At 35.3% G+C, this 24069-nt stretch carries 18 protein-coding genes; 6 read left to right on the top strand and 12 right to left on the bottom strand.

What is annotated here, in order from left to right:
- Positions 1-56: 56 nt before the first annotated feature.
- Complete coding sequence (locus CLU83_RS07475) at positions 57-968, top strand: alpha/beta hydrolase (RefSeq protein WP_100431030.1); 912 nt, start codon at positions 57-59, stop codon at positions 966-968.
- Positions 969-998: 30 nt separating this feature from the next.
- The gene (locus tag CLU83_RS07470) at positions 999-2417 is read left to right on the top strand and encodes a carboxymuconolactone decarboxylase family protein (RefSeq protein WP_100431029.1); all 1419 of its coding nucleotides are present in this window, start codon (positions 999-1001) and stop codon (positions 2415-2417) included.
- A 238-nt stretch (positions 2418-2655) separates the two neighbouring features.
- On the opposite strand, the gene CLU83_RS07465 is transcribed toward CLU83_RS07470, so the two are convergent.
- The 12 genes from CLU83_RS07465 to CLU83_RS07410 form a co-directional block, all read right to left on the bottom strand.
- Complete coding sequence (locus tag CLU83_RS07465) at positions 2656-3360, bottom strand: aromatic aminobenezylarsenical efflux permease ArsG family transporter (RefSeq protein WP_100431028.1); 705 nt, start codon at positions 3358-3360, stop codon at positions 2656-2658.
- 1 nt (position 3361) lies between these two features.
- The gene (locus CLU83_RS07460; RefSeq protein ID WP_100431027.1) at positions 3362-3775 is read right to left on the bottom strand and encodes a nitrophenyl compound nitroreductase subunit ArsF family protein; all 414 of its coding nucleotides are present in this window, start codon (positions 3773-3775) and stop codon (positions 3362-3364) included.
- Between the two features lie 34 nt (positions 3776-3809).
- Entirely contained in the window at positions 3810-4268 is a 459-nt protein-coding gene (locus tag CLU83_RS07455) for a DinB family protein (protein WP_100433656.1), read from the bottom strand.
- Between the two features lie 2 nt (positions 4269-4270).
- Entirely contained in the window at positions 4271-5245 is a 975-nt protein-coding gene (locus CLU83_RS07450) for a permease (RefSeq protein WP_100431026.1), read from the bottom strand.
- Positions 5246-5261: 16 nt separating this feature from the next.
- The gene (locus CLU83_RS07445) at positions 5262-5648 is read right to left on the bottom strand and encodes a rhodanese-like domain-containing protein (protein ID WP_100431025.1); all 387 of its coding nucleotides are present in this window, start codon (positions 5646-5648) and stop codon (positions 5262-5264) included.
- 2 nt (positions 5649-5650) lie between these two features.
- Complete coding sequence (locus CLU83_RS07440; protein ID WP_100431024.1) at positions 5651-5887, bottom strand: thioredoxin family protein; 237 nt, start codon at positions 5885-5887, stop codon at positions 5651-5653.
- Positions 5888-5972: 85 nt separating this feature from the next.
- On the bottom strand, positions 5973-6275 hold the full coding sequence (locus CLU83_RS07435) for a helix-turn-helix transcriptional regulator (protein ID WP_100431023.1): 303 nt from the start codon (positions 6273-6275) through the stop codon (positions 5973-5975).
- A gap of 196 nt (positions 6276-6471) precedes the next feature.
- Positions 6472-6657, bottom strand: a complete 186-nt coding sequence (locus CLU83_RS07430; protein ID WP_100431022.1) for a DUF2892 domain-containing protein — start codon at positions 6655-6657, stop codon at positions 6472-6474.
- A gap of 16 nt (positions 6658-6673) precedes the next feature.
- Positions 6674-6979, bottom strand: coding sequence for a hypothetical protein (locus CLU83_RS07425; RefSeq protein WP_100431021.1), 306 nt, complete (start codon positions 6977-6979; stop codon positions 6674-6676).
- A 77-nt stretch (positions 6980-7056) separates the two neighbouring features.
- Positions 7057-10293 (bottom strand): efflux RND transporter permease subunit, encoded by a 3237-nt coding sequence (locus CLU83_RS07420; protein WP_100431020.1) that lies wholly within the window; start codon positions 10291-10293, stop codon positions 7057-7059.
- 185 nt (positions 10294-10478) lie between these two features.
- Positions 10479-11588 carry an efflux RND transporter periplasmic adaptor subunit gene (locus CLU83_RS07415; RefSeq protein WP_100431019.1) on the bottom strand — a complete coding sequence of 370 codons (1110 nt, stop codon included), beginning with the start codon at positions 11586-11588 and terminating at the stop codon, positions 10479-10481.
- 121 nt (positions 11589-11709) lie between these two features.
- Positions 11710-13020, bottom strand: a complete 1311-nt coding sequence (locus CLU83_RS07410) for a TolC family protein (RefSeq protein WP_100431018.1) — start codon at positions 13018-13020, stop codon at positions 11710-11712.
- A gap of 279 nt (positions 13021-13299) precedes the next feature.
- Between CLU83_RS07410 and CLU83_RS07405 the strand changes: the two genes are divergently transcribed.
- The 4 genes from CLU83_RS07405 (at position 13300) to CLU83_RS07390 (ending at position 24009) form a co-directional block, all read left to right on the top strand.
- Positions 13300-16992 (top strand): two-component regulator propeller domain-containing protein, encoded by a 3693-nt coding sequence (locus CLU83_RS07405; protein WP_100431017.1) that lies wholly within the window; start codon positions 13300-13302, stop codon positions 16990-16992.
- A gap of 176 nt (positions 16993-17168) precedes the next feature.
- Positions 17169-20138, top strand: a complete 2970-nt coding sequence (locus tag CLU83_RS07400; RefSeq protein WP_100431016.1) for a TonB-dependent receptor — start codon at positions 17169-17171, stop codon at positions 20136-20138.
- Between the two features lie 15 nt (positions 20139-20153).
- A complete protein-coding gene (locus tag CLU83_RS07395; protein ID WP_100431015.1) occupies positions 20154-21896 on the top strand; it encodes a RagB/SusD family nutrient uptake outer membrane protein in 1743 nt (580 codons plus the stop codon).
- A gap of 295 nt (positions 21897-22191) precedes the next feature.
- Positions 22192-24009: an alkaline phosphatase gene (locus CLU83_RS07390; protein WP_100431014.1), complete on the top strand. Its 1818-nt coding sequence runs from the start codon at positions 22192-22194 to the stop codon at positions 24007-24009.
- The last annotated feature ends 60 nt before the right edge of the window (positions 24010-24069 follow it).

Raw genomic sequence — 24069 nt, 5'->3', positions numbered from 1 at the left:
ATAATAAGATGAAAACAGTATCAATAATTTATTACAACAATAAAAAATATTAAACAATGATTAAATCAGTAAACTTTAAAAACAGAGCAAATACACTCGCTGCAAACCTTCATTTACCAGAAGGATTTGATGAAAATAAAAAATATCCTGCATTGGTTGGCATTCATCCTGCGGGCGGTGTAAAAGAGCAAACTATAGGTTTGTATGCTGAAAAACTATCAAAACACGGTTACGTTGTTTTAGTTTATGATTCCTCATATCAAGGAGCAAGTGAGGGTGAGCCAAGATTACTTGAAGACCCGGCTGTTCGTGTTGAAGACGCTCGTTGTGCAGCAGACTTCTTAGCTACATTGCCCTATGTTGACACTGAAAGAATGGGAGTATATGGTATCTGTGCAGGTGGTGGATATACATTAAGTGTGGCACAAACAGAGCGACGTTTTAAAGCAGTAGTAGCAGTTAGTGGAACTCCAATGGGCGAAGCAGTCAGAAGTCAATTTGGAGTAGAGGTGCCAGTTTCAGAGCTGATTAAATCGCTTGAAATGGTTGCATACCAAAGAACCGCACAAGCAAATGGAGCTGAACTGATGTACGTTCCTTTCGTTCCTGAAAAGTTTGAAGATATTAATGAGCAAACTCCTGATATGCTCCGTGAAGGCTATGATTATTATAGAACTCCAAGAGGTCACCATCCAAATTCTATGGGGCGTTTCCTTTTTACAAGTATAGACAAAATGACGACATTTTCTGTATTTGATTACCTCGGTGACTTTCTAACTCAGCCACTTTTACTAATTGCCGGAAGTAAAGCTGATACAAGAATATTTAGTGAGCAGGCTTATAATCTTGCAAAGGGTGAAAAAGAATTATTCATTGTAGAGGGCGCCACCCATATCGCCTTGTATGATGTGCCGGAATATGTAGAGCAAGCTGTTAATAAGATGGTAGAATTCTTCAAAGTATTGTAAATAATTAATAAAAGATTAAAATTTAAAAAAATGAATAAAGGAAAAGGAACAGCAAAAGTTTTGTTCGTTGTAACAAGTTGCGATGTAAAAGGAGATACTAGTATTCCTACTGGTTTTAATCTTAGTGAAGTAACACACCCATTGGAAAAACTTGAAGAAAGCGGTGTAATAGTCAATATTGCTTCAATAAAAGGTGGTAAAGCACCGTTGGATGGATTAGAGGACTTTAATGATCCGGTAAATGCTAAATATTGGGCTGATGCAGATTTTAGAAATGCTTTAGAGAACACTTTAAAATTAGATGACGCAAAAGCAGGAGATTATGATGCAATATTCTTTGCCGGAGGTCATGGAACAATGTGGGATTTTGCAGATAGCCCAGCGGTGTTAAGATTAGTACCTCAGTTTTACGAATCAGGGAAAATTGTTTCGGCAGTTTGTCATGGTCCGGCCGCATTAGTAAATGTAAAATTAAGCAATGGCTTCTATTTAGTTGCAGGTAAAAATGTAGCTGCATTTACAAATGGTGAAGAGGAAGAAGTACAATCTACCAATGTTGTACCATTCTTACTTGAAGATACCTTAATCGGGCATGGAGCAAATTATAAACATTCGCCTAATTGGAGTAATAACATAGCTATTGATGGAAAATTGATTACAGGTCAAAACCCACAATCTGCGGCTAGTGTTGGCTTGGCAATAGTTAAGGCCCTAAAAATAAATACTGATGGGAATGCTGATTCAAAACCAGCTATAGCTCCTGATTTTCTAAGTAGTGTTTCACCAACGCTTAGCAAGTATACTGTTGAAAAATTAGTCGGTGAAGTTTGGGAACGTCCGGGTCTGTCAAAACATGACCGTTGTATTGTCTCAATTTCAAGTCTGATAGCCCGTAATCATACTGTGGGTATGCCGCATTATTTTTCTAAAGCATTAGAAAATGGGGTTACTCCGGGTGAACTTTCAGAAATTATAACACACCTTGCATTTTATTCAGGATGGCCAAATGCATTTTCTGCTGTAGGTATTGCTAAAGAATTGTTTGCAAGCAAAGGGATCTTACAAGCTGAGTTACCATCTACAGACCCATTGAGGCTAAATAAAGACGAGGCATTACCGGGTGATGAAAACAGGCTTGGATTTATTCAACAAAATATTGAGCCAATGTCAGAAGGATTTGCTAAATATACCAATGAGTTGCTGTATGGTGAAGTTTGGCTTCGTGCAGGTTTATCGTCAAGAAGCAGAAGCCTGGCAACAGTATGTGCAATGATTGCAGCAGGTGATATACAATTCCTTGGACTATATATGGAAAGGGCAGTACAGCATGGTATTAGCAAGGAAGAAATGGACGAAGTTTTAACACAACTTGCATTCTATGCTGGGTGGCCAAAAATAGTTTCGGCTACATTAGTGGTGAAGGAAGTATATGAGGGTATTGGCAAATAATACTTTCGATCTGGAAGTAACTTGTTATTATGGAGTTAATTCTGAATTCTTGATAAATGGATAGTATGTACTTCTTTAAAAGTGCCATTTTATGGGATCAGTTGCAAAAGCTGGGGATAAATAATGTGAACAAAAAGAAATCTATATTTCTCACTTCTCTGAATTGAGATCTAAAGGCTTTTATTTTACACTTTTGAAAATTGAATTAACAGGAACAGTATTATTTAAAAAAAAGTTTTCATTCGGTGATTTTAAAATAAATGCTGATGTAATAAAGCCCCGTAATCAGGAATATAATTCCAGCTGCAACCCGCATTACTTTTTCTATTTTCGTTATAGCTTTGAAATATATTCCCAGCTTTTCCATACTAAAAGCGATAATAAATGCAAAGAGAATAACTGGTAATCCAGTGCCTATAGAAAACAATACAGGCATTGCCAAACCAGATTTGATAGTCATGGGAATAAGCATTCCAAAAAATAGTGCGCCGCTGTAAGGACAAAAAGCCAAAGCAAATAAAGCTCCCAAAAGGAAAGCCCCTAGTAAACCTTTGGTTTTGAATTTATCTGAAAGTTTTTCAATCCAATTGCCTCCTTTTATAAAATTGAGCTTAATGATGTCGAGCATTATTAACCCGAGAATTACTAAAACAAAACCAATATACTTTTCTCCGTTTCCTTGAAAAAGTCTGGCGATTTGGAATTTGCTTGCACCAAAATATATTATTACGCCTAGGGTGGAGTAGGAGAACATCCTTCCCAAAGTGTACAGCAAGCCACTCAATAAAACTTTCTTTCGGGAGTTAATGGTCTTGGCAATAAATGCAGTTGCCGTTATATTGGTTGCTAACGGGCAAGGTGCTATGGCTGTCAATAACCCTAAAGATAATGCCGCTAATAGCGGCATTTCTTGATTTTGTGCCAATTCGTTTATCCACTCCATACTATGATTTTAAGAAAGCGCCCATGTTTTTATTAAATTCCTTGATAAATTTTTCTTGATCTCCCGCATTCATAAAAGCCATTTCGGTTAAATTCTTTATTTTTTTGGATTTGGTATTGTAAAGAAACAAGGAGCTTCCGTAAGCTTCAAATTGGGTACATAATTTTTCGTTCTTTTTGTCGTCGGCATTGACCAAAGAAAACGGAATTGAAGGATATTTTTTTAAAGCAACCCTAGCTAATTCTTCGATTTTGTTGCAGGTCATACAACGGTGTTCCGAGTGAAATTGAATCACTTGGATAGTTGCTGTCGAATTATTTTTTTCAGCAGCTGTTTTTGTTTGAGCATTTCCATTATAAGAAACAAATAGCAATATTAGGGTTGCTAAAACGGATGTTAAAATGCTTTTCTTCATTTTGTTTAAAATTTAATTATTAATTTATTTGATTTTAATTTGTTCCATATTTATTGACGATAGCCATTTGTCCAGCATGATAAGCCGTATGTGAAATTATTCTGCCAAAAGCTTCGGCTTTGGTTTTTGCGCCAAATTCGTTTGTGGAAATCACAATTTCCCAGTCGTCATCAGTTTGTTTTTCCACTATGGATTTTAAAGATTCAAAGGAATACGCTATATAATCTTTTAACTCCTGAAGATTTGTCCACTCACCTGTATCGTGTTTCTCAATTAGTGTTTTAGCCACTACTTTTACATTGGCTTCACCAAATACATTTTTGGCAAAAAGAAGTTCTACATCGCCAATATGACGGATAAGAAAACCAACGGAGTTTGGAGCAGTATCTAGCTTTTTCACTAAATCCTGTTTTGTTATATTTTCGATTTGGTTGGTAAACCTTGTTCGGGCTTCCTGCCAGAGATCAAGGAAAAGCTGTGTTTGTGTTTTCATTTTCATAAGATTGCATTAAATAAATAACCAGATAAAATCATAAAGAAGCCAATGGTTCCAAAGTAAATTGTTATTAATTTCCAGTTCATTACTTTTTTCAAAAGCATTGCTTCCGGTAATGACAAGCCAATAACTCCCATCATAAATGCGATTGCAGTTCCAAGCGGAACACCTTTGGCTGCCAGCACTTGTATGACTGGAATAACTCCTGCAGCATTACTGTACATTGGCATACCCAAAATTACGGCTATTGGCACCGCAAAAGGATTTTCTTTGCTGATATAAGCTTCAAAAAAGCCCGTTGGAATAAACCCGTGCATCAGTCCGCCAATGGCAATACCGATAATGATATAGGGTGCAACTCCTTTAACAATAGTGTAGGCTTCTTTTAAAATGTCTGGAAATCGGTGTGCTAATGTTTGTTTATCTTCTTCAAGTTCTTCTTCGGTTTGTGCATTGGCAATAATATTTTGCACCCAAGGAGAAAGGTGTTTCTCCAGTTTTAATTTGCCCAGAGTAAAACCGCCAATAATACCTAAAACTATTCCTGTCACTACATAAATGGCTGTTATTTTAAATCCAAAAGCTCCTAAAAAGATGGCGATTGCTACTTCGTTTACTAATGGAGCTGTAATGAGATAGGTAAATGTAATCCCAAGCGGAATCCCTCCTTTTACAAAGCCAATGAATAAAGGAACGGAAGAACAAGAGCAAAATGGCGTGATAACGCCAAAGATGGAAGCAAACAGATATTCTAAACCGTAGAGTTTATTGCGGCTTAAAAAATTACGTACTTTATCAACAGGAAAATAAGAATTAACAATTCCCATTACGGTGGTTATCACAAAAAGCAATAACGCAATTTTCAGAGTGTCAAATACGAAGAAATTTAAAGCATCTCCTAATTTTGTATGTTGCTCAATTGAAAAAAGGGAATATATCAGCCAATCAGCAAAATATTGAAGCCAGTCGAACATAATGATCTATTTTAGATTAACAGCATTTACCGCAACATCCACTGTCTTGCGTATTTCCTAAAACTGATGCTGTATTGCCTTTAGTTGGAAATCCTTTCTGCGCCCAACGAATCATTCCGTGCTGCATATTTACTACTTTATCATAACCGTGATTTATTAAAACCCCTGCAGCTCTTAGACTTCTGCCACCACTTTTACAAACCATAACAACTTCTTTATCTTTTGGAATTTCCGAGAAACGTTCTTCAAATTGTGTTAGTGGAATATGCATTATATTAGGGACATCATAAGACAGTTCCGCTACTTCCTCTGTCTCCCGCACATCTACTAACAATGCTCCGTTTGCTACCCATTCTTGCGTTGTTGTTGTGCAAATTTCTTTTACTAATGTCTGATTTTCCATTGTTATTTTAAGAATTCTTTAATTTCATCTATTTGAGCAATTCTGCCCTTTACTTTTATAACTTCATCCACCAGTAACACAGGAGTAGTTAGCACATTGTATTTCATCATTTCTTCGATGTCTTCAATTTTGATTATTTCTGCTTCAATGCCTAATTGCTTCACTGCTTCTTCAACATTATGAAATGTTGTTTTACATTTTGGACAACCTGGTCCTAATACTTTAATTGTTTTACTCATGATATGCTATTTTAATTTTGAAAGTCGTGTTTAACTCTTAGTTATTCGGTATTCGTAGAACTACGAATTATGTAGTCAAATTTTTTTACCTAAGTAAGTCGTCTATTAATGTTTTTGCAATTATCCAATTCTCACGATTAATACAATACTTTACAGTAGGAGGTGTAATGGTTCCTTGAATCAGACCGGCATCTTTAAGTTCATTTAGGTGTTGTGATAAGGTTGATTTAGCAATAGGCAGCTCCTCCGCCATATCTCCATGATAGCAGCAAGATTGAGAATTAAGTAATTGCAAAATGGCTATTCTTACGGGATGTCCTAATGCTTTTGCAAAACGGGCTGTTTGTTCTTGCTCTTTTGTAAAATAATCTGTTTTTGTATTTTGCATTCTTTATTTTTAATTAGTTCGCAAAATTACGAATAAGAATGGTGGAAAACAGTTTTTTTACAAATTTATTTTAATAAAAGACAATAATTTTTTATGCTTTTTACAATTATAAATTGATTTAACTAATGCTCTGACAGCTTTTTTTCTCATTTTATTTCTTTTTTGTTATTTTAAAACATGAAATAATATGGCTGTTTTAGTCTTTCACTCCCAATTTGTCCAAGATTTGATCCATCAAACACCATTTGGTTATAGATGATTGTAATAAATTGGCACCTACAAAGGCCGTAAACCACAACCAATTTTGATTGAAATAGATGGATAATAGTAAACTGGATAAGATGAAGGTACCTGCAATACCTCTTACGATTCTATTTTTCATTTTCTTTTATGTTAGATTAATTTGATTTTTCGATGGTAAGAACGGCAATATGAATGTGCGATAAAGATTCTTGTTCTTTGTTAAAATCAGCTACCAATTCAAATAAATTCTCCACTTTTTCTTTTGCTGTAAAAGCATAAAAAAGAACGGAGTCTGTTTCGTTTATTTCACTGCCAAACCAATTGGATTCAATTGCTTCACCAGAACTATTTTTAAGACCTTTTACTTCTTGATAGGAAAAGGATTGAACGGTTGCTTTTTTGAGTAATTGTTTGATTTGATTTTCAAATTCTTTGACTGCGGTTATGAGTAGTAATTTCATTGTTTTATGTTTAAAGGTTTATGAGTTTTCAAGTTTAAGGTTTCTAATACTTGAAACCTTAAACTTGAAACTATTTTTTATTTATTAGGAGTTTCTATTTCCCCTTTTTCGGAAGGGTTGGGGGAGGATTCCCATTTTTTTCTTTCGGTGATGTAATATATCAAAGGCACTACCAGCAAGGTTAACACTGTAGAAACAATGGCTCCAAATACCAATGAAATCGCCAAACCTTGAAAGATAGGATCAAACAAAATAATGGAAGCTCCAATAACTACAGCACCTGTGGTTAACAAAATTGGCGTAGTACGTACCGCACCAGCCTCAATAATGGCTTGTTTCAAGGGTACGCCTTCGTTCAGTCGGATTTCGATAAAATCAATAAGCAATACCGAGTTCCTGACCATTACTCCAGCTAATGCAATCATTCCGATAAATGAAGTCGCCGTAAAATAAGCATTGAGCAACCAATGGCCAAACACAATTCCTATTAGCGAAAGCGGAATGGCTAACATCATCACCATAGGCGTTTTGAAGTTTTGGAACCAGCCCACAATCAGCATATAAATAATTACGATAACCACCATGAACGCCACTCCCAAATCACGGAAAACTTCCAAGGTAATTTGCCATTCGCCATCCCATTTTACGGTAAAATCACTTTCGTCTGTTGGTTGTTCCATATAGAGTTCGTTGACTTTATATCCTTTTGGTAATTGCATTTTGGCTAGTTTTTCATTCATTCCCAAAATGGCATACACAGGACTTTCCAGCGCTCCAGCCATATCTGCAGTTACATAAACCACGCGTTTTTGATCTTTTCGGTAAATGGTTTTTTGTAACGTATCCATTTCTGCTTTTACCAAATCGCCCACCGGAATCATATTTTCCTGAATTCCTTTAATTTTTAGGTTCTCAATGTCCTGCAAACTTGTTTTGTCTTTGTCGTCAAGCGAAAGAACGATGCCTACATTATCATTGGAATTTTCATCATACAAATTCGAAATTGGATATTCTTTCAATAAATATGTCAGATTACCTACCACTTGTTGAGGTGCAATACCGTTCAACATTGCTTTTTCTTTGTCGATTTTCAGTTTGTATTCCGTTTGGTTGTCTTCTACCGTCCAATCTATGTCAACTACATCTGGATTGTTTTGCAAAATCGTTCTTACCTGATTCGCTACTTTTATTTGATCTTTATAATTAGGACCATAAATTTCTGCAACCAAAGTCGATAAAACTGGTGGTCCTGGTGGAACTTCTATAATTTTTACATTCGCACCATATTTCTTAGCAATTTTCTGAATCTCAGGACGCATTTCCTTGGCGATGTCGTGACTTTGTAAATCACGGTCTTCTTTATGCAATAAATTTACTTGTATGTCGGCCATATTACTGCCACCGCGCAAATCATAATGACGCACCAAACCGTTGAAAGTTATCGGAGCCGAAGTACCTATGTAATTCTGGTAATTCACCACTTCTGGCTTGGTCGAAAGATATTGTGCAATTTCTTTGGTCACGGCCGCAGTACGTTCCAATGTCGTTCCTTCGGGCATATCAATTACCACTTGGAATTCATTTTTGTTATCGAAAGGCAACATTTTTACCACTACCGATTTGGTAAAAAACATCGTTACCGAACCAACTAATAAAACAACCGTTATCAATAAGAGAATTTTTCTTTTAGAACTGCTTTCCAATAAAGGTCGTTCCAATTTGTTATAGATTTTATACACCCAACTGGTTTCCATTCCTGCTTCCTGTTTGTGTTCTTGTTCCTCTTTCTCCTGCAGCAAATGATACCCCAAATAAGGTGTAACAGTCAAAGCTACAAACAAAGATAAAATCATCGCAATCGAAGCCCCAATCGGCATTGGGCTCATATAAGGTCCCATCAATCCCGATACGAAAGCCATTGGTAATATTGCCGCAATTACGGTAAACGTTGCCAAAATTGTTGGATTTCCTACTTCGTTAATAGCATAAATTGCCGCTTGTTTGAATGGCAGCCGCTTCATTTTGAAATGACGGTGCATATTCTCGGCAATAATAATACTATCATCAACGACAATTCCCACCACGAAAACCAAGGCAAAAAGCGTGATTCTGTTCAACGTATAACCCAATAAATAATAGGCAAAAAGAGTCAAGGCAAACGTCAACGGAACGGAGAAAAACACGACCAATCCGCCTCTCCAGCCCATTGCCAGAATCACCAAAATCGTAACGGCAATAATCGCAATGCCTAAGTGCAACAACAATTCGCCTACTTTGTGCGAAGCGGTTTCACCATAGTTACGGGTTACTTCAACGTGTACATCGTTTGGAATTAAACTCTTTTTTAATTGTTCTACTTTGGCAATAATTTTTGCTGATATTTTCATCGCATCCGCACCTTTCACTTTTCCAACAGAAATAGTCACAGCAGGATATTCGGATTTGGCGGATTTGAATTTTTCATTGGCTTTGCCATACCCAAACGACACATAACTTTTGGCTGTTGAGGGGCCGTCTTGCACTTTGGCCACTTGTTTTAAATACACCGGCAGGTTTTTATTAATACCCACTACCAAGTTTTCTATATCTTCGGCATTCGATAAAAATTGTCCCGTGGTAACTAAATATTCTTTGTCGTTATTGACAAAACTACCCGATTGTGAACTGCCGTTATTGGCCTGAATCATTTGCATAACTCCCAAAGCATCCACACCATTTTCGGCCATTTTATCTTTGTCTAAAATTACTTTCAACTCACGATTTCGACCGCCAATTTCTTTGGTAATCGCTACGTCTTTCACTTTCTCAATTTCTGAAGTCACTTCTTCGGCAATTTGGCGCAATTGAAAATCATCTTGGGTTTCGCTCCAAAGCGTTAATCCCAACATTGGCACATCGTCAATCGAACGGGTTTTTACGATGGGTTTATAAACGCCTTTCGGAAACATATCTTCGTGTTTCGCCAACTCGTCATACAATTTCACGTAGGAACGCTCTACATCTTGACCAACATAGAACTGAACAATCAAAATAGCTTGACCGTTCAAAGCCGTTGTGTACACGTGCTCGACACCTTTGATATTCGAAATGATTTTTTCTAAAGGTTTTGCCACACGGCTTTCCACTTCTGTTGGACTTGCCCCTGGATAACCCACCATTACGTCGGCCATCGGAACATTTATTTGCGGTTCTTCCTCCCTCGGGATCAGAAACGAACTGTACACTCCTATAATCATCAAAGCCACCATCAACAGTATCGTTAACTTCGAATTGATGAAAAAATGGGCTATTTTACCTGAAATTCCTTCTTGCATAATTTCTTTTATTTATTTGGGCGTGACCCTCCCGAAAAAGGTCGGGTCGGGCTATCCGTTTCAATCTTTTTATCCATAAACCCTATAGGGATTTATTAATAAAAAGGATTTCCACTACTATCCCTCACGCGGAATTAACATTATTTCTTTGAACACTATTTAGTTTACTGCAACCTGCTATCCGACTACTGAACACTAACCAAAGCTCCATTATACAATTTCCCGTTAGCTGAAAGGATATATTGTTCATTTGTCGATAAACCAGACAAAACTTCTACTTGATTGCCGAAGTTTTTACCAATGCGCAGCCATCTTAGTATGGCTGTATTTCCAGTCCCGATAGTATAAATTCCGGTTAACTGCCCTTGTTGCACCAAAGCGCTTTCGGGAACCAAAACTTTTTCGTTTGTTTTTGTTTGCTTCGCCTGTTCGCTATCGCTCGGGTGTATGGCATTGGAAACAGGAAACTGAACATTTACGAACATTCCTGATAAAACTGAAGAATCGGTTTTGTCCAAATTGATTTTAACCAAATATTGACCTCCTGTATTTTTTGCAGATAGACTCACTTCATTTACTTTTCCGTTCAGGTTTTCGTTAGACGATTTCACCAGTACTTTTACAGCCATTCCTTTTTTGATAGCACTAATGTCATTTTCGGAAACCATAGCCGTGACTTGCAATCTCGAAGCGCCTTCCACACTTACTAACGGCATTCCCGGATTGGCCATATCGCCTTCTTTTACAAAAGTATTGGTCACCAAGCCCCCAAAAGGAGCCGTGATATTAGAGTATGAAAATTGTGCCATCACTTCGTTGCGCATTTGTTTGGCGCCTTCCAAACCTGCTTTTGCCATTTCATAGCGGGCAGTCATATCATCCAATTCTTTTTGCGAAGCACTTTGCTGTTTGAACAAATTCACAAAACGGTCGTAATCTTTTTTTGCATTGTTGTAACCTGCGGTAGCTTGTATAATACTGGCATCCACTTGTGCTTTTTTGGCTTGCAAATCGGTGTTGTTGATGCTTACTAACAATTGTCCCGCATTTACTTTTTGCCCCACTTGAACGTGGATTTTGGTTACATAACCCATTATTCGAGTGCTTAAATTGGCTGAGTTTTCGGCTTCAATTTTACCGCTTGCCGTTACAAATTGACCATTGTTGTTTTCGGACGCACGGCTTACTTTTACTACGATGGCAGGTTCTTTAGTTAGAGATTCTTTCTTTTCTCCGTTGCAGGAAGTTAAAAAAGCTAGAGCAATTGTCATTATTGGGATAAATATCTTTTTCATTTCTGTTTTTTTAATGGTTTTCTTTAAATCCTGCAAGGTCTTTTTTTGACCTTGTAGGTATGTTATCTATACTGCTTTTTATACCTACAAGGTTTTAAAAACCTTGCAGGAAATCTGAATGCTACTTCGTCAAAAACTGCAAGTATTCCTGTGTGTAATTGTATTCAAAAACGGCTTGTAAATACTCAAGTTCTTTTTGATACATCTGTGTTTCTGTGAGCAATAAATCCGTTGTTTTTTCTAGCCCTTGCGTAAAGCGATTGCTTCTTATTCGGTAGGCTTCTTTGGATTGTTCCAAGGCCAGTTTTTCTAAATTCACTTTATTTTCGGCATCTCTAAGTTGTCTGTTGGCTTTGCTTAATTCCATTTGGCTTTGCGCTTTGTATTGTTGGGTCTCTATTTCCGATTTTTGAAAATCAGCTTTGGCTTTTTCCATCTTACCAATTGATTTATACCCGTCAAAAGCATTCCAAGACAATTGTACCCCCACTACATATCCATTAGAATTAGATCCAAAAAGTTCTTGGGCATACATTTCGTAACTTCCAAAAGCGTTCAATCTCGGCAAGAAATTCATTTTACTCGATTGTAGCATTTTGCCATAGGATTCGGTTGTTTTATTCATCGCTTGAATGTCTTTTCGATTATCCAATAAGGAAGTGTTGAAAGCATCAATCACTATTGAATTGTCCAATTCTTCAATTGGTTTGTACACTTTGTTCGCAGTACCTTCATCTAATAGAAAAGCCAAATAATCCGAAGCGTTTTGCACATTGCTTTTGGCATACTGCAATTGATTTTGAACTTCATTGACGCGCACTTGCATCGACAGTAAATCGGTTTTTTGCAAAATTCCCTGATTGAAATAATTCTGAATCAATTTCAAATTGGCTTCAGCCGTGGCATTTGCTTTTTCAATTACTTTTACGGCTTTGTAACTCATTTGCAACTGCATAAAAGCCTTGTTGATTTCGAGTTCCAAATATTCTTTGGTTCTTTCGGTTTGCAATTGATAGGCATCCATTTTGGATTTGGCAGCTTGTCGTCCATACAATCCATCAACGTTGATAAGCGGTTGCAAAACATCAATTCGTGTCGCAAAATTTTGGGTTTGTGACGGATTATTCAGTTTTGCAGGATCAAAGTCCGAAGGAGTTAAAATTCCCTGATTCAATTTGAAACCAAAAGCCATCAATGGATTGGTGGTTGCCATAGAAGTGTGTGAAGCCGAGATATTTGGTAAGAACAACGAATTTGATTGGCGATAATCAGCCTGAGCCGATTTGAAGTTTTGATTCGCCATTTTGATTTGCAGGTTCTTGTCTTCTGCTTTCATCCAAATATCCTTTTTAGAAATCGCTATTGTATCTTGACTATATCCCAAATGGGTTATTGCTATAATTCCCAGTAGTATAAAATTGATTTTCTTCATAATTGGTTTTCTTAATTATGAAGCAAATTTAGAATGATGAAAAATGATAGTTTGTAACAATTGTCACAGTGGCTCTATAAAATAAGATATTCTTTCAAAAAAAATGGAAATGGTCTTTCATCTAAATTGAACAAAGGATTTAGTTTTCTTTTTTAATTCATTTTTAATGTTTTTCATCAAGACTTTTTGGAACTAATTGATACCAGTTTCAAAACTTAACACACAATTTATGTTCAGCTAAACTTGTGATTGTATCCTTGCTGGTTAAAAAACAAATAAATGGTTATAAGGTTATTTGTACTATGTTTTATTACAGTACAGTTATTTGGACAACAAATAAAGTTTGAGAATTTTACCACGAATCAGGGATTATCGAATAATTCGGTAATTGATATTGAAAACGACAAAAACGGAGGGCTTTGGATTGCTACCTGGGATGGACTGAATTATTATGATGGCTATAATTTTAAAATTTTTAAGCACAATTTTGAGGATCCCAAAGCAATCTCAAGTAACTATATCACGAAACTAACAAAGGATAATGCCGGCTTTATCTGGCTCATTACTAAAGAAGGCGATGTAAACAGATATATAGGAAACGGTGAATTCGTAAAATTCAAGTTCAATAGCATTCCAAAAAACTTTCAATTTTCTCAAAAGGGAAATATCGTAGTACAAACAAGTACAGCTTACTATGAATTTAAAGGAGGTGCTTTTTTGGAGATACCTTACAATTCCATAAAAAAAAATGATGCTAAAAGTTTAAAAAGCATCTTGTTAAAAAAATATCCTGAACTTATTATCAATGACGTTTTAAAGGATAAAGCAGGGAATATTTGGTATGCTACCCGAAAAAATGGACTGTATATTATCGCTAATGATATTACTAAAAGTATTCAGCATTTGACATCTGATTTATATTTACCTTATTCATTTAACAGTAACGAAATAGAAACGCTCCACGAAGATGCTTTCGGGAACATTTGGTTAGGGCAAAAAGACGGCGGTTTGAGTATGGCTTATGCAGGTTCAGAAAGAATAAATACAATAGTGCCACATCCTATAAAAGAGCCGCATTTACCAACAGAGACCATTAGAGCCATTACTAAAGATGCTGATGGAAAAACGTGGCTGGGTTATTACACAAATGGACTCTATCGGTACAATGTAAAAAGGCATTGTTACGAAAAGTATGTAATAAATGAAGCAGTTTTAAATCCGGATTGGGAAAGAGTCAGGAGTTTGTTTACAGCGAGTGACGGAACAATCTGGGTGGGAACGTATAAAGGAATAATACATATTTCCGGTACAAAACATACTTGTTACGAGGCGGAAAACATCAAAGAACTGCCCAATAACAGATCATATTCTATTTATGAAGATGAAAATAAACAGCTTTGGATAGGCTGTTGGGGCGGTTTGGCTAAATATAATTTGGCAACTGAAAAATTCGAGAGTTTTAAAGGGCAAAAAGCACTGAATAAATACCACATTAGGTGCGTTAAAAAAGACAAGCAGAATTTAATTTTAGCCACTGAAAATAATGGCGTTATTGTCTTTAATTTAGACACTAACGTTGTAAACCAAATTTCAAAACAGCAAGGTATTTTAGGTAATAGTGTTTATTCAGTCCTGATTGATAAGACTACTGATAATTATTGGATTGCTTCCTTAGGCGGTGTCAGTATTTTTAATAAAAAAAAGGGATTGGTTAAAAATATTGCTGAGTCTGATGGTCTTCCAAGTCATATGGTTTATGGTCTTATCGATAACGGAGATAAGGTTTGGATTAGTACCACTAAAGGAATTGCATCTATTGATAAAAGAACTTTTAAAATCACGTCTTATAATCCAAATCATGGATGGCAGGCACCAGAATTTTCAGAAGGAGCCTACTATAAGGATAATAAAGGGCTTTTATTTTTTGGTGGGGTAAATGGACTTAATTATTTCAATCCGAACAATATTCACTCCAATAATTCTACTGAAAAAATCAAATTAACTGTCGATGGCAACGAAAATTATTTAGCTGCAATAGAAAAAAGTTTCACTAATAATGAATTAGAAATTGAAATAACGCCTATTGTATTTCCTAAAGAAAGTAAATGTGAAATTTATTATAAATTAGAAGGAAGAGATAAAAATTGGATTTTATTGCAGGATATCAGAAAAATAGAATATGCCAATTTATCTTCTGGGGATTACCAATTTTTTATAAAACAAGGTAAAAATGGGATTGCTCAGCCAGTTTTTTTTACTCTCCATATTAGTAAAGCATTTTATGAGACTGTTCTGTTTTATATTTTATTATCAGTTATTATTCTAATTAGCTGTATGCTGTTGATTTATATTAAAAATAAAACTGCTGCAGCGCAGCAAAAATATCTTGTGGCAAAAATACAGGCCAGGACTGCAGTTATTGAAAGTCAGAAAAAAGATTTGCAGGCAATTAATGAAAAACTGGATGAAAAGAACAAAAAAATACTAGAGCAGAAAGAAAAACTTTTAAGGCTTCACAGCGATCTTAAGAACGAAAATTTTGAAATAGAAAAATTCAGAGCATTTATGCTGGCAGAATTTCAAGATCCAATTGCTAAGATTATTAAAATCTCAAATTCACATAAAAAAGACAACGAAGCAGAGCGGGATTTACTTTTCCAATCAGGTAAACTGGCCGATCTTATTTCGGGATGGAATTATTTGAGTTATGTTAAAGATATTGGCTCTGTAAAAAAATCAGCAATTAATCTTTTTCCTATTTTAAAGAATAGTATTCAAAAATTAAAAAAAGAGCTGCAGCGCAATCAGGTTAACTTAAATTGTGAAATTGACAATTCGCCTAATTTTGTATCCATAGATGTATTGCGATTAAAGTTATTACTGCAGTATTTTTTCAATGATATAAGTAAATATTCTGAAACAGACAGTACCTTAAATATCGAAATTGGGTATGAAAATAATTTTTTAAAAGTCACTGTAGTTTCTGATAGCATAATCTTAAAAAATAATTGGTACAATATTTTACATTACAGTCCCTATTTAAAAGCGCTGCATGTATTATTGGAAGACTTAAAAGGGGAATTTTTTGATAATTCGGATGGGAAATTTAAAAGTACTTTACAAATTCCTTTAGAATTTGCTTCCGAAAATTTAAAAATGAAAGAAACAATTTCGTGGAAGCATTTTAACAGTCAGGATCAATTATCTTCGGATAAAGAATTGTTTTTAGTTTTTAGCGATCAATCGGATTATACTGCCGCAAATCAGGTATTGGAGAGTAGTAATTATCACTTGCTTTTTGAGAATTCAGTGGCTAATTTAAACTCCGCTATAAAACAGATAAACTTTTCTGCCTTGGTATTTTACCAGGCAACATTCTCAAAAGAGCTGGTTTATTTTTTAAATTCTAATAGAAAAAATTCAGGTCTGAAAATGCCCATGATTTATATATCTGAAGATATTAATTATGAGCTGCATGAACAATTATTAGAGCTTGGAATAGAAACTCTAATTCAATTACCTGCCAGTGCTTCGTTTATTTCAAAAAAGATAGCCTCACTGATTGATAAAAATAAAGAAACGCAGCAGGAGAATAAAATGCAGCAAAAAATATTTGAAATTTTAACAGAGGATGATCCTTTGATAACTAATAATGACAAGCTGGTTAAACAAGCTTTGGAAATGATAAAAAAGGAGCTTCAGGACTCATCTTTTAATGTGGAAACACTTGTAGAGCATTTGGGAATTTCGAGGGTAAAATGCTATCGTATATTTAAAGAAACATTAAACCAATCTCCTTCAGATGTAATAACCTCTTTTAGATTACAAAAGGCGGAGATACTATTAAGGACTAAGAAATTAAATGTTTCTGAGATCAGTTTTGAGTGTGGTTATAATGACCCAAAGTATTTTGGGCGATCTTTCAAGAAATATTTTGGAAAAAGTCCTAAAGAATATAAAGCATTCTCTTAAGAATTTTGTTAGCCCTGTGTTTACATAAAGTTAGTTCAATGTTAGGGAACAAAACCCCCCTTTTTTGCCGTTAATTTTATCCTAATTTGAATCTAAAATCCTCTTTTATGAATCAAAATTACCCCATTTAGCAAGGCGCTTAAAATACTTTTGACGAAACATAAAAAAGTATTTAAATGAAAAAAATTTATGCATTGTTAATTCTTGCCTTAGGATGTATGTCATATTCCTACTCGCAGGTCTCAGTATCAGGAGCTGTGGTTTCTGATACCGAAAAAACACCATTGTCTGGTGTTTCTGTTTATGTAAAAGGAGAGCCAAAAGGATCTGTTACAACAGATTTTGACGGTAATTTTAAAATTACAGTACAGCAAAATGGGGGTGTTTTAGTTTTTTCTTATTTAGGATTTAAAACAAAAGAAGTTCCTTATTCGGACACTCAAAAATTGACTGTTGCGCTAACTGAAGAAGTTAGTACTTTAAATGAAGTAGTAGTGGTAGGTTATGGTTTCCAAAAAAGATCTGATGTAACCGGAGCTATCTCTTCGGTAAAAAGTGAAAATTTTAACAAAGGGGTGGTGGCCAATGCTGGACAACTGATTCAAGGTAAAGTTGCCGGTGTTAATGTGACAGCCTCAAGCGGGGAACCGGGAGCTTCACAAGATATTATTATTCGAGGAGTTGGAAGTTTGCGTTCAGGAACAACACCTCTTTATGTGGTAGACGGATTTGCCCTTGACAATTCTAGTAATGGTGTTGCTTCAAATCCCCTAAATTTTATTAATCCACAGGATATTGAAAGTATTGAAGTACTTAAAGATGCATCAGCTTCTGCTATTTACGGTTCGAGAGCTGCAAATGGCGTGGTGGTAATAACAACTAAAAAGGGAGCAAAAGGGCAGGCTAAAATAAACCTTTCTATGACTACAGGACTTTCAACAATGGCCAGTAAAGTCGATGTCTTTAGTGCTGATGAATTTAGAAAACAAGTTACTGCGGTAAATGGAAGTCTGAAAGATGGCGGAGCAAATACAGACTGGCAGGATGAATTGACCAGAACAGGTGTTTCACAAAACGTTAATTTATCGATGAGCGGAGGAACAGATAAATCAACGTATGCAGCATCAGTTGGTATAGATAATCAGCAGGGTATTTTGAGTAATAGTGATTTAAAACGTTATTCAGGACGTTTAAATTTAAGTCAAAAAGCACTGAACGATAAGTTTAATGTTGCTTTTAATATGACAGCCTCAAAACTTGAAAATTCAAGACCAGATGCCAGAACTATAGTGGGTAACATGCTGACTATGAATCCGACTGATGCAGTTTATGTTAATGGCCAACCAAATGTTAATTTGAGTAATGATATTTTGAATCCTATAATCAGTCAGAGAATTTATTCTGATGAAACGAATAACAATCGTATTTTAGCGAATATTGCACCATCTTATGAATTCATAAAAGGATTAACTTATAAATTTAATCTTGGTGTTGATTATTCTATGTCTGAAAGAGATATACAGGTTTTGCCATATACATCGGCAACTAACACTACCGTAAGTACTTTGAACAATATTATCACTACGAATAATAATGTTTTGTACGAAAACACATTAACCTATAATTTTAATGTTAAAGTTCATAGTTTTACAGTTTTAGCAGGTCATTCATACCAGAATATCCAATTAAATCAAAAGAATTATAGCTTTAAGGGGTTTCCGGATAATGGTGTAGAACCAAAAAATCAAATAGGAGCAGCAACTGAGCTTACAACCAAATCATCATCTGCTACAGAAAATGAACTTCAGTCTTTTTTCGGAAGATTAAATTATGGCTATGAAAATAAATATCTGCTTACAACAACCATCCGTGCTGATGGGTCTACTAAATTTGGCTCAAACAACAGTTATGGATACTTTCCATCTGTAGCATTGGGTTGGAATATAACGAAAGAAGATTTTTTAAAAGACTCTGAAACGGTTAACAATCTTAAATTAAGAGCGAGCTGGGGGCAGACCGGTTCTCAAGAGATTCCTTCTAAAAAAACCAAAGCAAGTTATACAGAAAGTAACAGTGGATATGATACTTATCCATTAGATCCAGCGACTAAAGATTTAGGCGGGTATCCTTATGGTTCAATATATACTCGTTTAGCTAATCCAAATCTTCAATGGGAGGTTTCAACACAAACCAATATAGGTTTAGATTTTAGTTTATTCAATAATAGAGTATCGGGTACTGTTGATTATTTTAACAAAATTTCGGATAATATTTTATTAGAAGTAGCACCTGTAGACCCTATTCAGCCTGCATCAACCTATTGGACAAACATTCCGAATATGAAGATCAAAAACAATGGTATTGAAGTTGCGTTAGATTACAGCAGTGACAAAAGCAAAGATTTCTCTTATAGCATTGGTGGGAATATATCATTTACAGATAACAAAGTTGAAGACTCTCCTTATAAAATATTAACAACTGGAGGGGCACAAGGAAGCGGACAATCAGGAGCTACTATAAACGGTGTGCTAAACGGACATCCTATTGGTTCTTTTTATATGTATGAATTTACAGGAATTGGTGCCGATGGCAGGAATCAATTTGCAGATACAAATCCAGATGGTACGATTAAGGATGATGACCGTATTGTTGCAGGAAGTGCATTACCAGATTATATATATGCCTTTTATTTGAATTTTAAATATAAGAATTTTGATTTAGGATTAAATTTTAATGGTACTGGCGGCAATAAAATTTACAACCACGTAGCAATGACATCATTCAATAGAGGAAGTTTAGCAAATTCTTTTAACACTACTGACAGAGCTTCACAATATTTAAATGAAGCAACGATTAATTCCAATACCGTTTCTACGAGATATTTAGAAGACGGCAGTTTCTTAAGATTAAATAATGCAACACTGGGCTATAATTTAAGCCCAAAATTAATTGGATTGAATAATGTAATGGATAACATACGTCTTTCGATAACTGGACAAAACTTATTTGTAATTACAAAATACAATGGTTATGATCCTGAAATTAACACAGGAACTTCAGTAAACGAAATTCAGTCTTTTGGAATTGACTACTTCAGTTACCCAAGAAGCAGAACCATTTCATTTGGCTTAAACGCAGCATTTTAATCAAAAATACAGAACATGAAAAATAAAATAATAGTAGCAGGTCTTGCATTCAGTTTATTCTTTAACTGGAGCTGTACTGACTTAGAAGAAAAGGTGCTTGATGAATCCTTAAACGGCGCAGGAAAGGCAGAAGCAATTAGCGGTGCAATTGCTCCCGCTTATGGACAATTAAAAGCAACATGGTATCACACAAACAATTTTGGTTTGCAGTTAATTGCCAGCGACGAAGGTATTTTGCCTTACAGAGGAGGAACAGACTGGTATGATGGCGGTAAATATTTAGCAGTACACGCACATACAACGACAGCTACTAATGACTTGGTTGCAAGTACTTGGAATGCTCTTACTAAAAATATCTCCAGAACATTATCTGCTATTGAAGTATTGACGCCTCTTGCAGAAGGAGGAAATACAGAAGCAAAAGGAGCACTATATGAAATGAAAGCACTGAGAGCTTATTTGAACATGCAGACATTAGACAGCTGGGGACTTGTGTTTAAAAAAGAATCATCAGCTAGTACTTCAGAAATACTTAGAGGGCAAGATGCCGTTTCTTATATCGAAAGTGAGTTATTGTCTGTAGCCGATGTTATTAATACTACTAAAGGACCAGGAAGAATGACTCAGGCTGCAGTTTGGGGACTTCTTGCAAGATTGAATCTAAATGCTGCTGTTTACCGTGATCCTTATGGTAAACCAACATTTACTGATGCTGATATGGATAAGGTCATTAAGTATACAGATAATATTATAAATTCAGGTAAATTCAGTTTATCTCCTGAGTATTTTGATTTATTTGATGATGCTAACAATTCAAATAAAGAATTAATCTTTGCAATAGATCAGCGCGGTGTTTTAAAAGATGAGCACAATCGTTGGGCATATTGGTCAATACCAGGATCAATGTTCGCTAGACCTGAATCAATTGAGACAGATGGAACAGATGGACCGGCTATAACATCAGATTTTTATCAAACATGGGTTAATGCTTATGGCAATGTAGATCCTGCGGATGCTGATTCCCGATTTTACAAAAATAATGCAAAAGTACCGGCAAATTTAAAAGATCTTACAGGATTTTCACCATTAAACGATCAGGATCATTATTATTGTGTAAAAGCCGAGACCTTTGAAATAGACAGAGGAATCCTTAGAGGTATTCCTTGGTCTCCAAGAAAAGATGCTAATGGAGCTTTTTTTAAATGCGACGGCGGTTACAGAATTTATCCTGTTAAACAGATAAAAGGAAATGGACCTGACAAAAATGTAGGCTATGTGAATCTTACTCTGAAAGTTGATTTCACTAAGGAAGGCAGTATGCATGCTGCTGGATATAGAGTATCTAAATACCAATTCAGTCATACTTCTCCTGATGGAAATTATTTCAGCAGTGTTGATATGGTGCTGCTTAGATATGCTGAAATTTTTATGATGCGCGCTGAAGCTAAATTAAGAAAAGGAGATAATGCAGGGGCATTAGCCGATATGAATAAAGTAAGAACCTCAAGAACTGCACGCGCTCCAATTCCAGCGGCTCTTCCGGCTGTCAATTTAGATATTTTGTACAGAGAATACGGTTTTGAATTTTATTGGGAAGGTTTAAGAAGAACCAACCAAATTCGTTTTGGACATTTTGAAGATAAATGGACTGAAAAAGCGGATACCGATGTAAATAAAAGATTATTCCCAATTCCTCAGGTAGCAATTGATGGTGCGTCTAATACTCCTGGATATCTAATACAAAACCAAGGATATTAATTCAGGTGATTATATATTTAATTTGAGGGCTATTAGTTTTCTTTAAATAGATACTAATCAGCCTTCAAATTTTTTACTAATAATATATAAAAAAATGCCAGCCGAAGTCAAGTTAATGAAAAATGCTGGTAATCGTTTGTTTCATGTTGTTTTTTTAGTTTTTTACGCTGCAGGCTTATTTCAAGTCTGCAGCTGTAAAAAGAGATAAAAGACAAATTATATACTACAATTGCAATAAATAAAATTCTATCCAAAGTTACCTACGGCTTTGCAAATGAATAAATTTCTATTTTCGATGAAAAAAATAATAACCCTTTTCTGCCTCCAATTTTTCCTGTTTGCAGAAGCACAGGAATACAATTCTTCTAATATTCATTCGCATAATGATTATGCATCCTCACTGCCTTTTTATGGAGCATATTCTAATGAGGCTGGCGTCATCGAAGCGGATGTTTTTTTAATTAATAATGAGCTGTTTGTCGCTCATACTCCAAAAGAGATTGTGCCGCACAATACGCTAAAAAAATTATATCTTGAGACGCTTTCATATAAATTAAAAAGTCTGACAGGCAAAGTATATCCTGATAATAAGCCTTTAATTTTGATGATAGACATTAAATCTGATGCCGATGCTGCCCTAAAAGAAATTGTGCAGCAGTTACAAACATTTCCGGAAATAATTTCCAGCAAAAATGTAAAAATTGTTATTTCAGGAAACAGACCTTTGCCACAGGATTGGGCCACATATCCGGAATTTATCTATTTTGACGGAAGGCTTAATGAAAATTATTCGCCCGAAGAATTGTCCCGCGTTGAAATGATCAGTGAGGATTTAAAAAAACTTGTCGTATGGAATGGTAAAGGTACTTTGACACAAGCCGATTTACAAAAGATTCAAGCGGCAATTAAAAAAGTACACGATCAGCACAAAAAAATTAGATTCTGGGACACGCAGGACAATGTCAATACATGGATGACTTTGATGAATTTAAAAGTTGATTTTATTGGTACGGATAATGTTGTGGCACTGGTACAATTTATCAATAATATTAAAACAGCATTTTATCAAAATACAGAATTCCATACAGCATATATACCTAAAAACGTGGTAGCTTTCGTTAAGAAGAAACCAAAAAATGTGATTCTTCTTATTGGAGACGGAATGGGATTAGCTCAAATTTATGCTGGTTACACAGCCAACAAAGGACAATTAAGCCTCTTTAATATTCCAACTCAAGGATTTTCAATTACTAGAGCATTGGATAGTTATATTACCGATTCGGCTGCTGGAGCAACAGCGATGGCAACGGGAAATAAAACCAATAACAGATTTATTAGTGTGGATGAAAACGGAAAACCCTTAGAATTAATTACACAGCAGTTAGCAAAGAAAAATTTTAAAACAGCCATTATCTCTTCGGGTAATATAACCGATGCAACTCCCGCCGCTTTTTACGCACATCAGTCTGAAAGAAGTTACGGTGAGCCAATAGCCTATGATTTTTTAAGCAATCCATCGGATATTCTTATAGGTGGCGGACTAAAAGAATTTAAGGCTAGGAAAGACGGAAAAGACTTAACTAAATTGCTGATTGAAAAAGGGTATTCCTTTTCGGAGAAATTCAGTAGTTTGGATACCATTAAAAACAATAAAATTATAGTTTTAGATGATTCGGCTGTCGTTTCTATAAAAGAGGGAAGGGGAGATTTTTTAACCAAATCTTTAGTTAAAGCAACGAATGTTTTTTCTCAAACAAAAAATCCATTTTTTATTATGGCCGAAGGTGCACAAATTGATTATGGCGGGCATAAAAATAATTTAGAATATGTGGTTCGCGAAATGCTTGATTTTGACAAATTGGTTGGACAAGCAATGGAATTTGTAGATAAAAATCCTGAAACGCTATTAATTGTAACAGCTGATCACGAAACAGGCGGATTATCATTAATAGATGGCAGTATAACAAAAGGATATGTTCATGGAAGTTTTAGTACAAATGACCATACAGCTGTTCCAGTTCCTGTTTTTGCTTATGGATCTGGAGCTCAAAATTTTACAGGAGTGTATCAGAACACTGATATTTATGTCAAAATCATGGTGGCTCTTTTTTAAAATTGTCTTTTTTTCTGTAAAGCTTCTGGAATCAATTTTTGAACATTAAACTAATCGGTG

It is taken from the genome of Flavobacterium sp. 1 (assembly GCF_002797935.1).
Classification (GTDB): Bacteria; Bacteroidota; Bacteroidia; order Flavobacteriales; family Flavobacteriaceae; genus Flavobacterium.
This window is presented reverse-complemented; position numbering and strand designations above follow the sequence as displayed.

Excerpts from the sequence above, each read along its gene's own strand:
- CLU83_RS07470 (WP_100431029.1), top strand. The coding sequence starts at position 999 with ATGAATAAAGGAAAAGGAACAGCAAAAGTTTTGTTCGTTGTAACAAGT.
- CLU83_RS07395 (WP_100431015.1), top strand. The coding sequence starts at position 20,154 with ATGAAAAATAAAATAATAGTAGCAGGTCTTGCATTCAGTTTATTCTTT.
- CLU83_RS07410 (WP_100431018.1), bottom strand. The coding sequence starts at position 13,020 with ATGAAGAAAATCAATTTTATACTACTGGGAATTATAGCAATAACCCAT.
- CLU83_RS07460 (WP_100431027.1), bottom strand. The coding sequence starts at position 3,775 with ATGAAGAAAAGCATTTTAACATCCGTTTTAGCAACCCTAATATTGCTA.
- CLU83_RS07420 (WP_100431020.1), bottom strand. The coding sequence starts at position 10,293 with ATGCAAGAAGGAATTTCAGGTAAAATAGCCCATTTTTTCATCAATTCG.
- CLU83_RS07425 (WP_100431021.1), bottom strand. The coding sequence starts at position 6,979 with ATGAAATTACTACTCATAACCGCAGTCAAAGAATTTGAAAATCAAATC.
- CLU83_RS07475 (WP_100431030.1), top strand. The coding sequence starts at position 57 with ATGATTAAATCAGTAAACTTTAAAAACAGAGCAAATACACTCGCTGCA.
- CLU83_RS07400 (WP_100431016.1), top strand. The coding sequence starts at position 17,169 with ATGAAAAAAATTTATGCATTGTTAATTCTTGCCTTAGGATGTATGTCA.
- CLU83_RS07455 (WP_100433656.1), bottom strand. The coding sequence starts at position 4,268 with ATGAAAACACAAACACAGCTTTTCCTTGATCTCTGGCAGGAAGCCCGA.
- CLU83_RS07415 (WP_100431019.1), bottom strand. The coding sequence starts at position 11,588 with ATGAAAAAGATATTTATCCCAATAATGACAATTGCTCTAGCTTTTTTA.
- CLU83_RS07465 (WP_100431028.1), bottom strand. The coding sequence starts at position 3,360 with ATGGAGTGGATAAACGAATTGGCACAAAATCAAGAAATGCCGCTATTA.
- CLU83_RS07435 (WP_100431023.1), bottom strand. The coding sequence starts at position 6,275 with ATGCAAAATACAAAAACAGATTATTTTACAAAAGAGCAAGAACAAACA.
- CLU83_RS07445 (WP_100431025.1), bottom strand. The coding sequence starts at position 5,648 with ATGGAAAATCAGACATTAGTAAAAGAAATTTGCACAACAACAACGCAA.
- CLU83_RS07440 (WP_100431024.1), bottom strand. The coding sequence starts at position 5,887 with ATGAGTAAAACAATTAAAGTATTAGGACCAGGTTGTCCAAAATGTAAA.
- CLU83_RS07430 (WP_100431022.1), bottom strand. The coding sequence starts at position 6,657 with ATGAAAAATAGAATCGTAAGAGGTATTGCAGGTACCTTCATCTTATCC.
- CLU83_RS07390 (WP_100431014.1), top strand. The coding sequence starts at position 22,192 with ATGAAAAAAATAATAACCCTTTTCTGCCTCCAATTTTTCCTGTTTGCA.
- CLU83_RS07405 (WP_100431017.1), top strand. The coding sequence starts at position 13,300 with ATGGTTATAAGGTTATTTGTACTATGTTTTATTACAGTACAGTTATTT.
- CLU83_RS07450 (WP_100431026.1), bottom strand. The coding sequence starts at position 5,245 with ATGTTCGACTGGCTTCAATATTTTGCTGATTGGCTGATATATTCCCTT.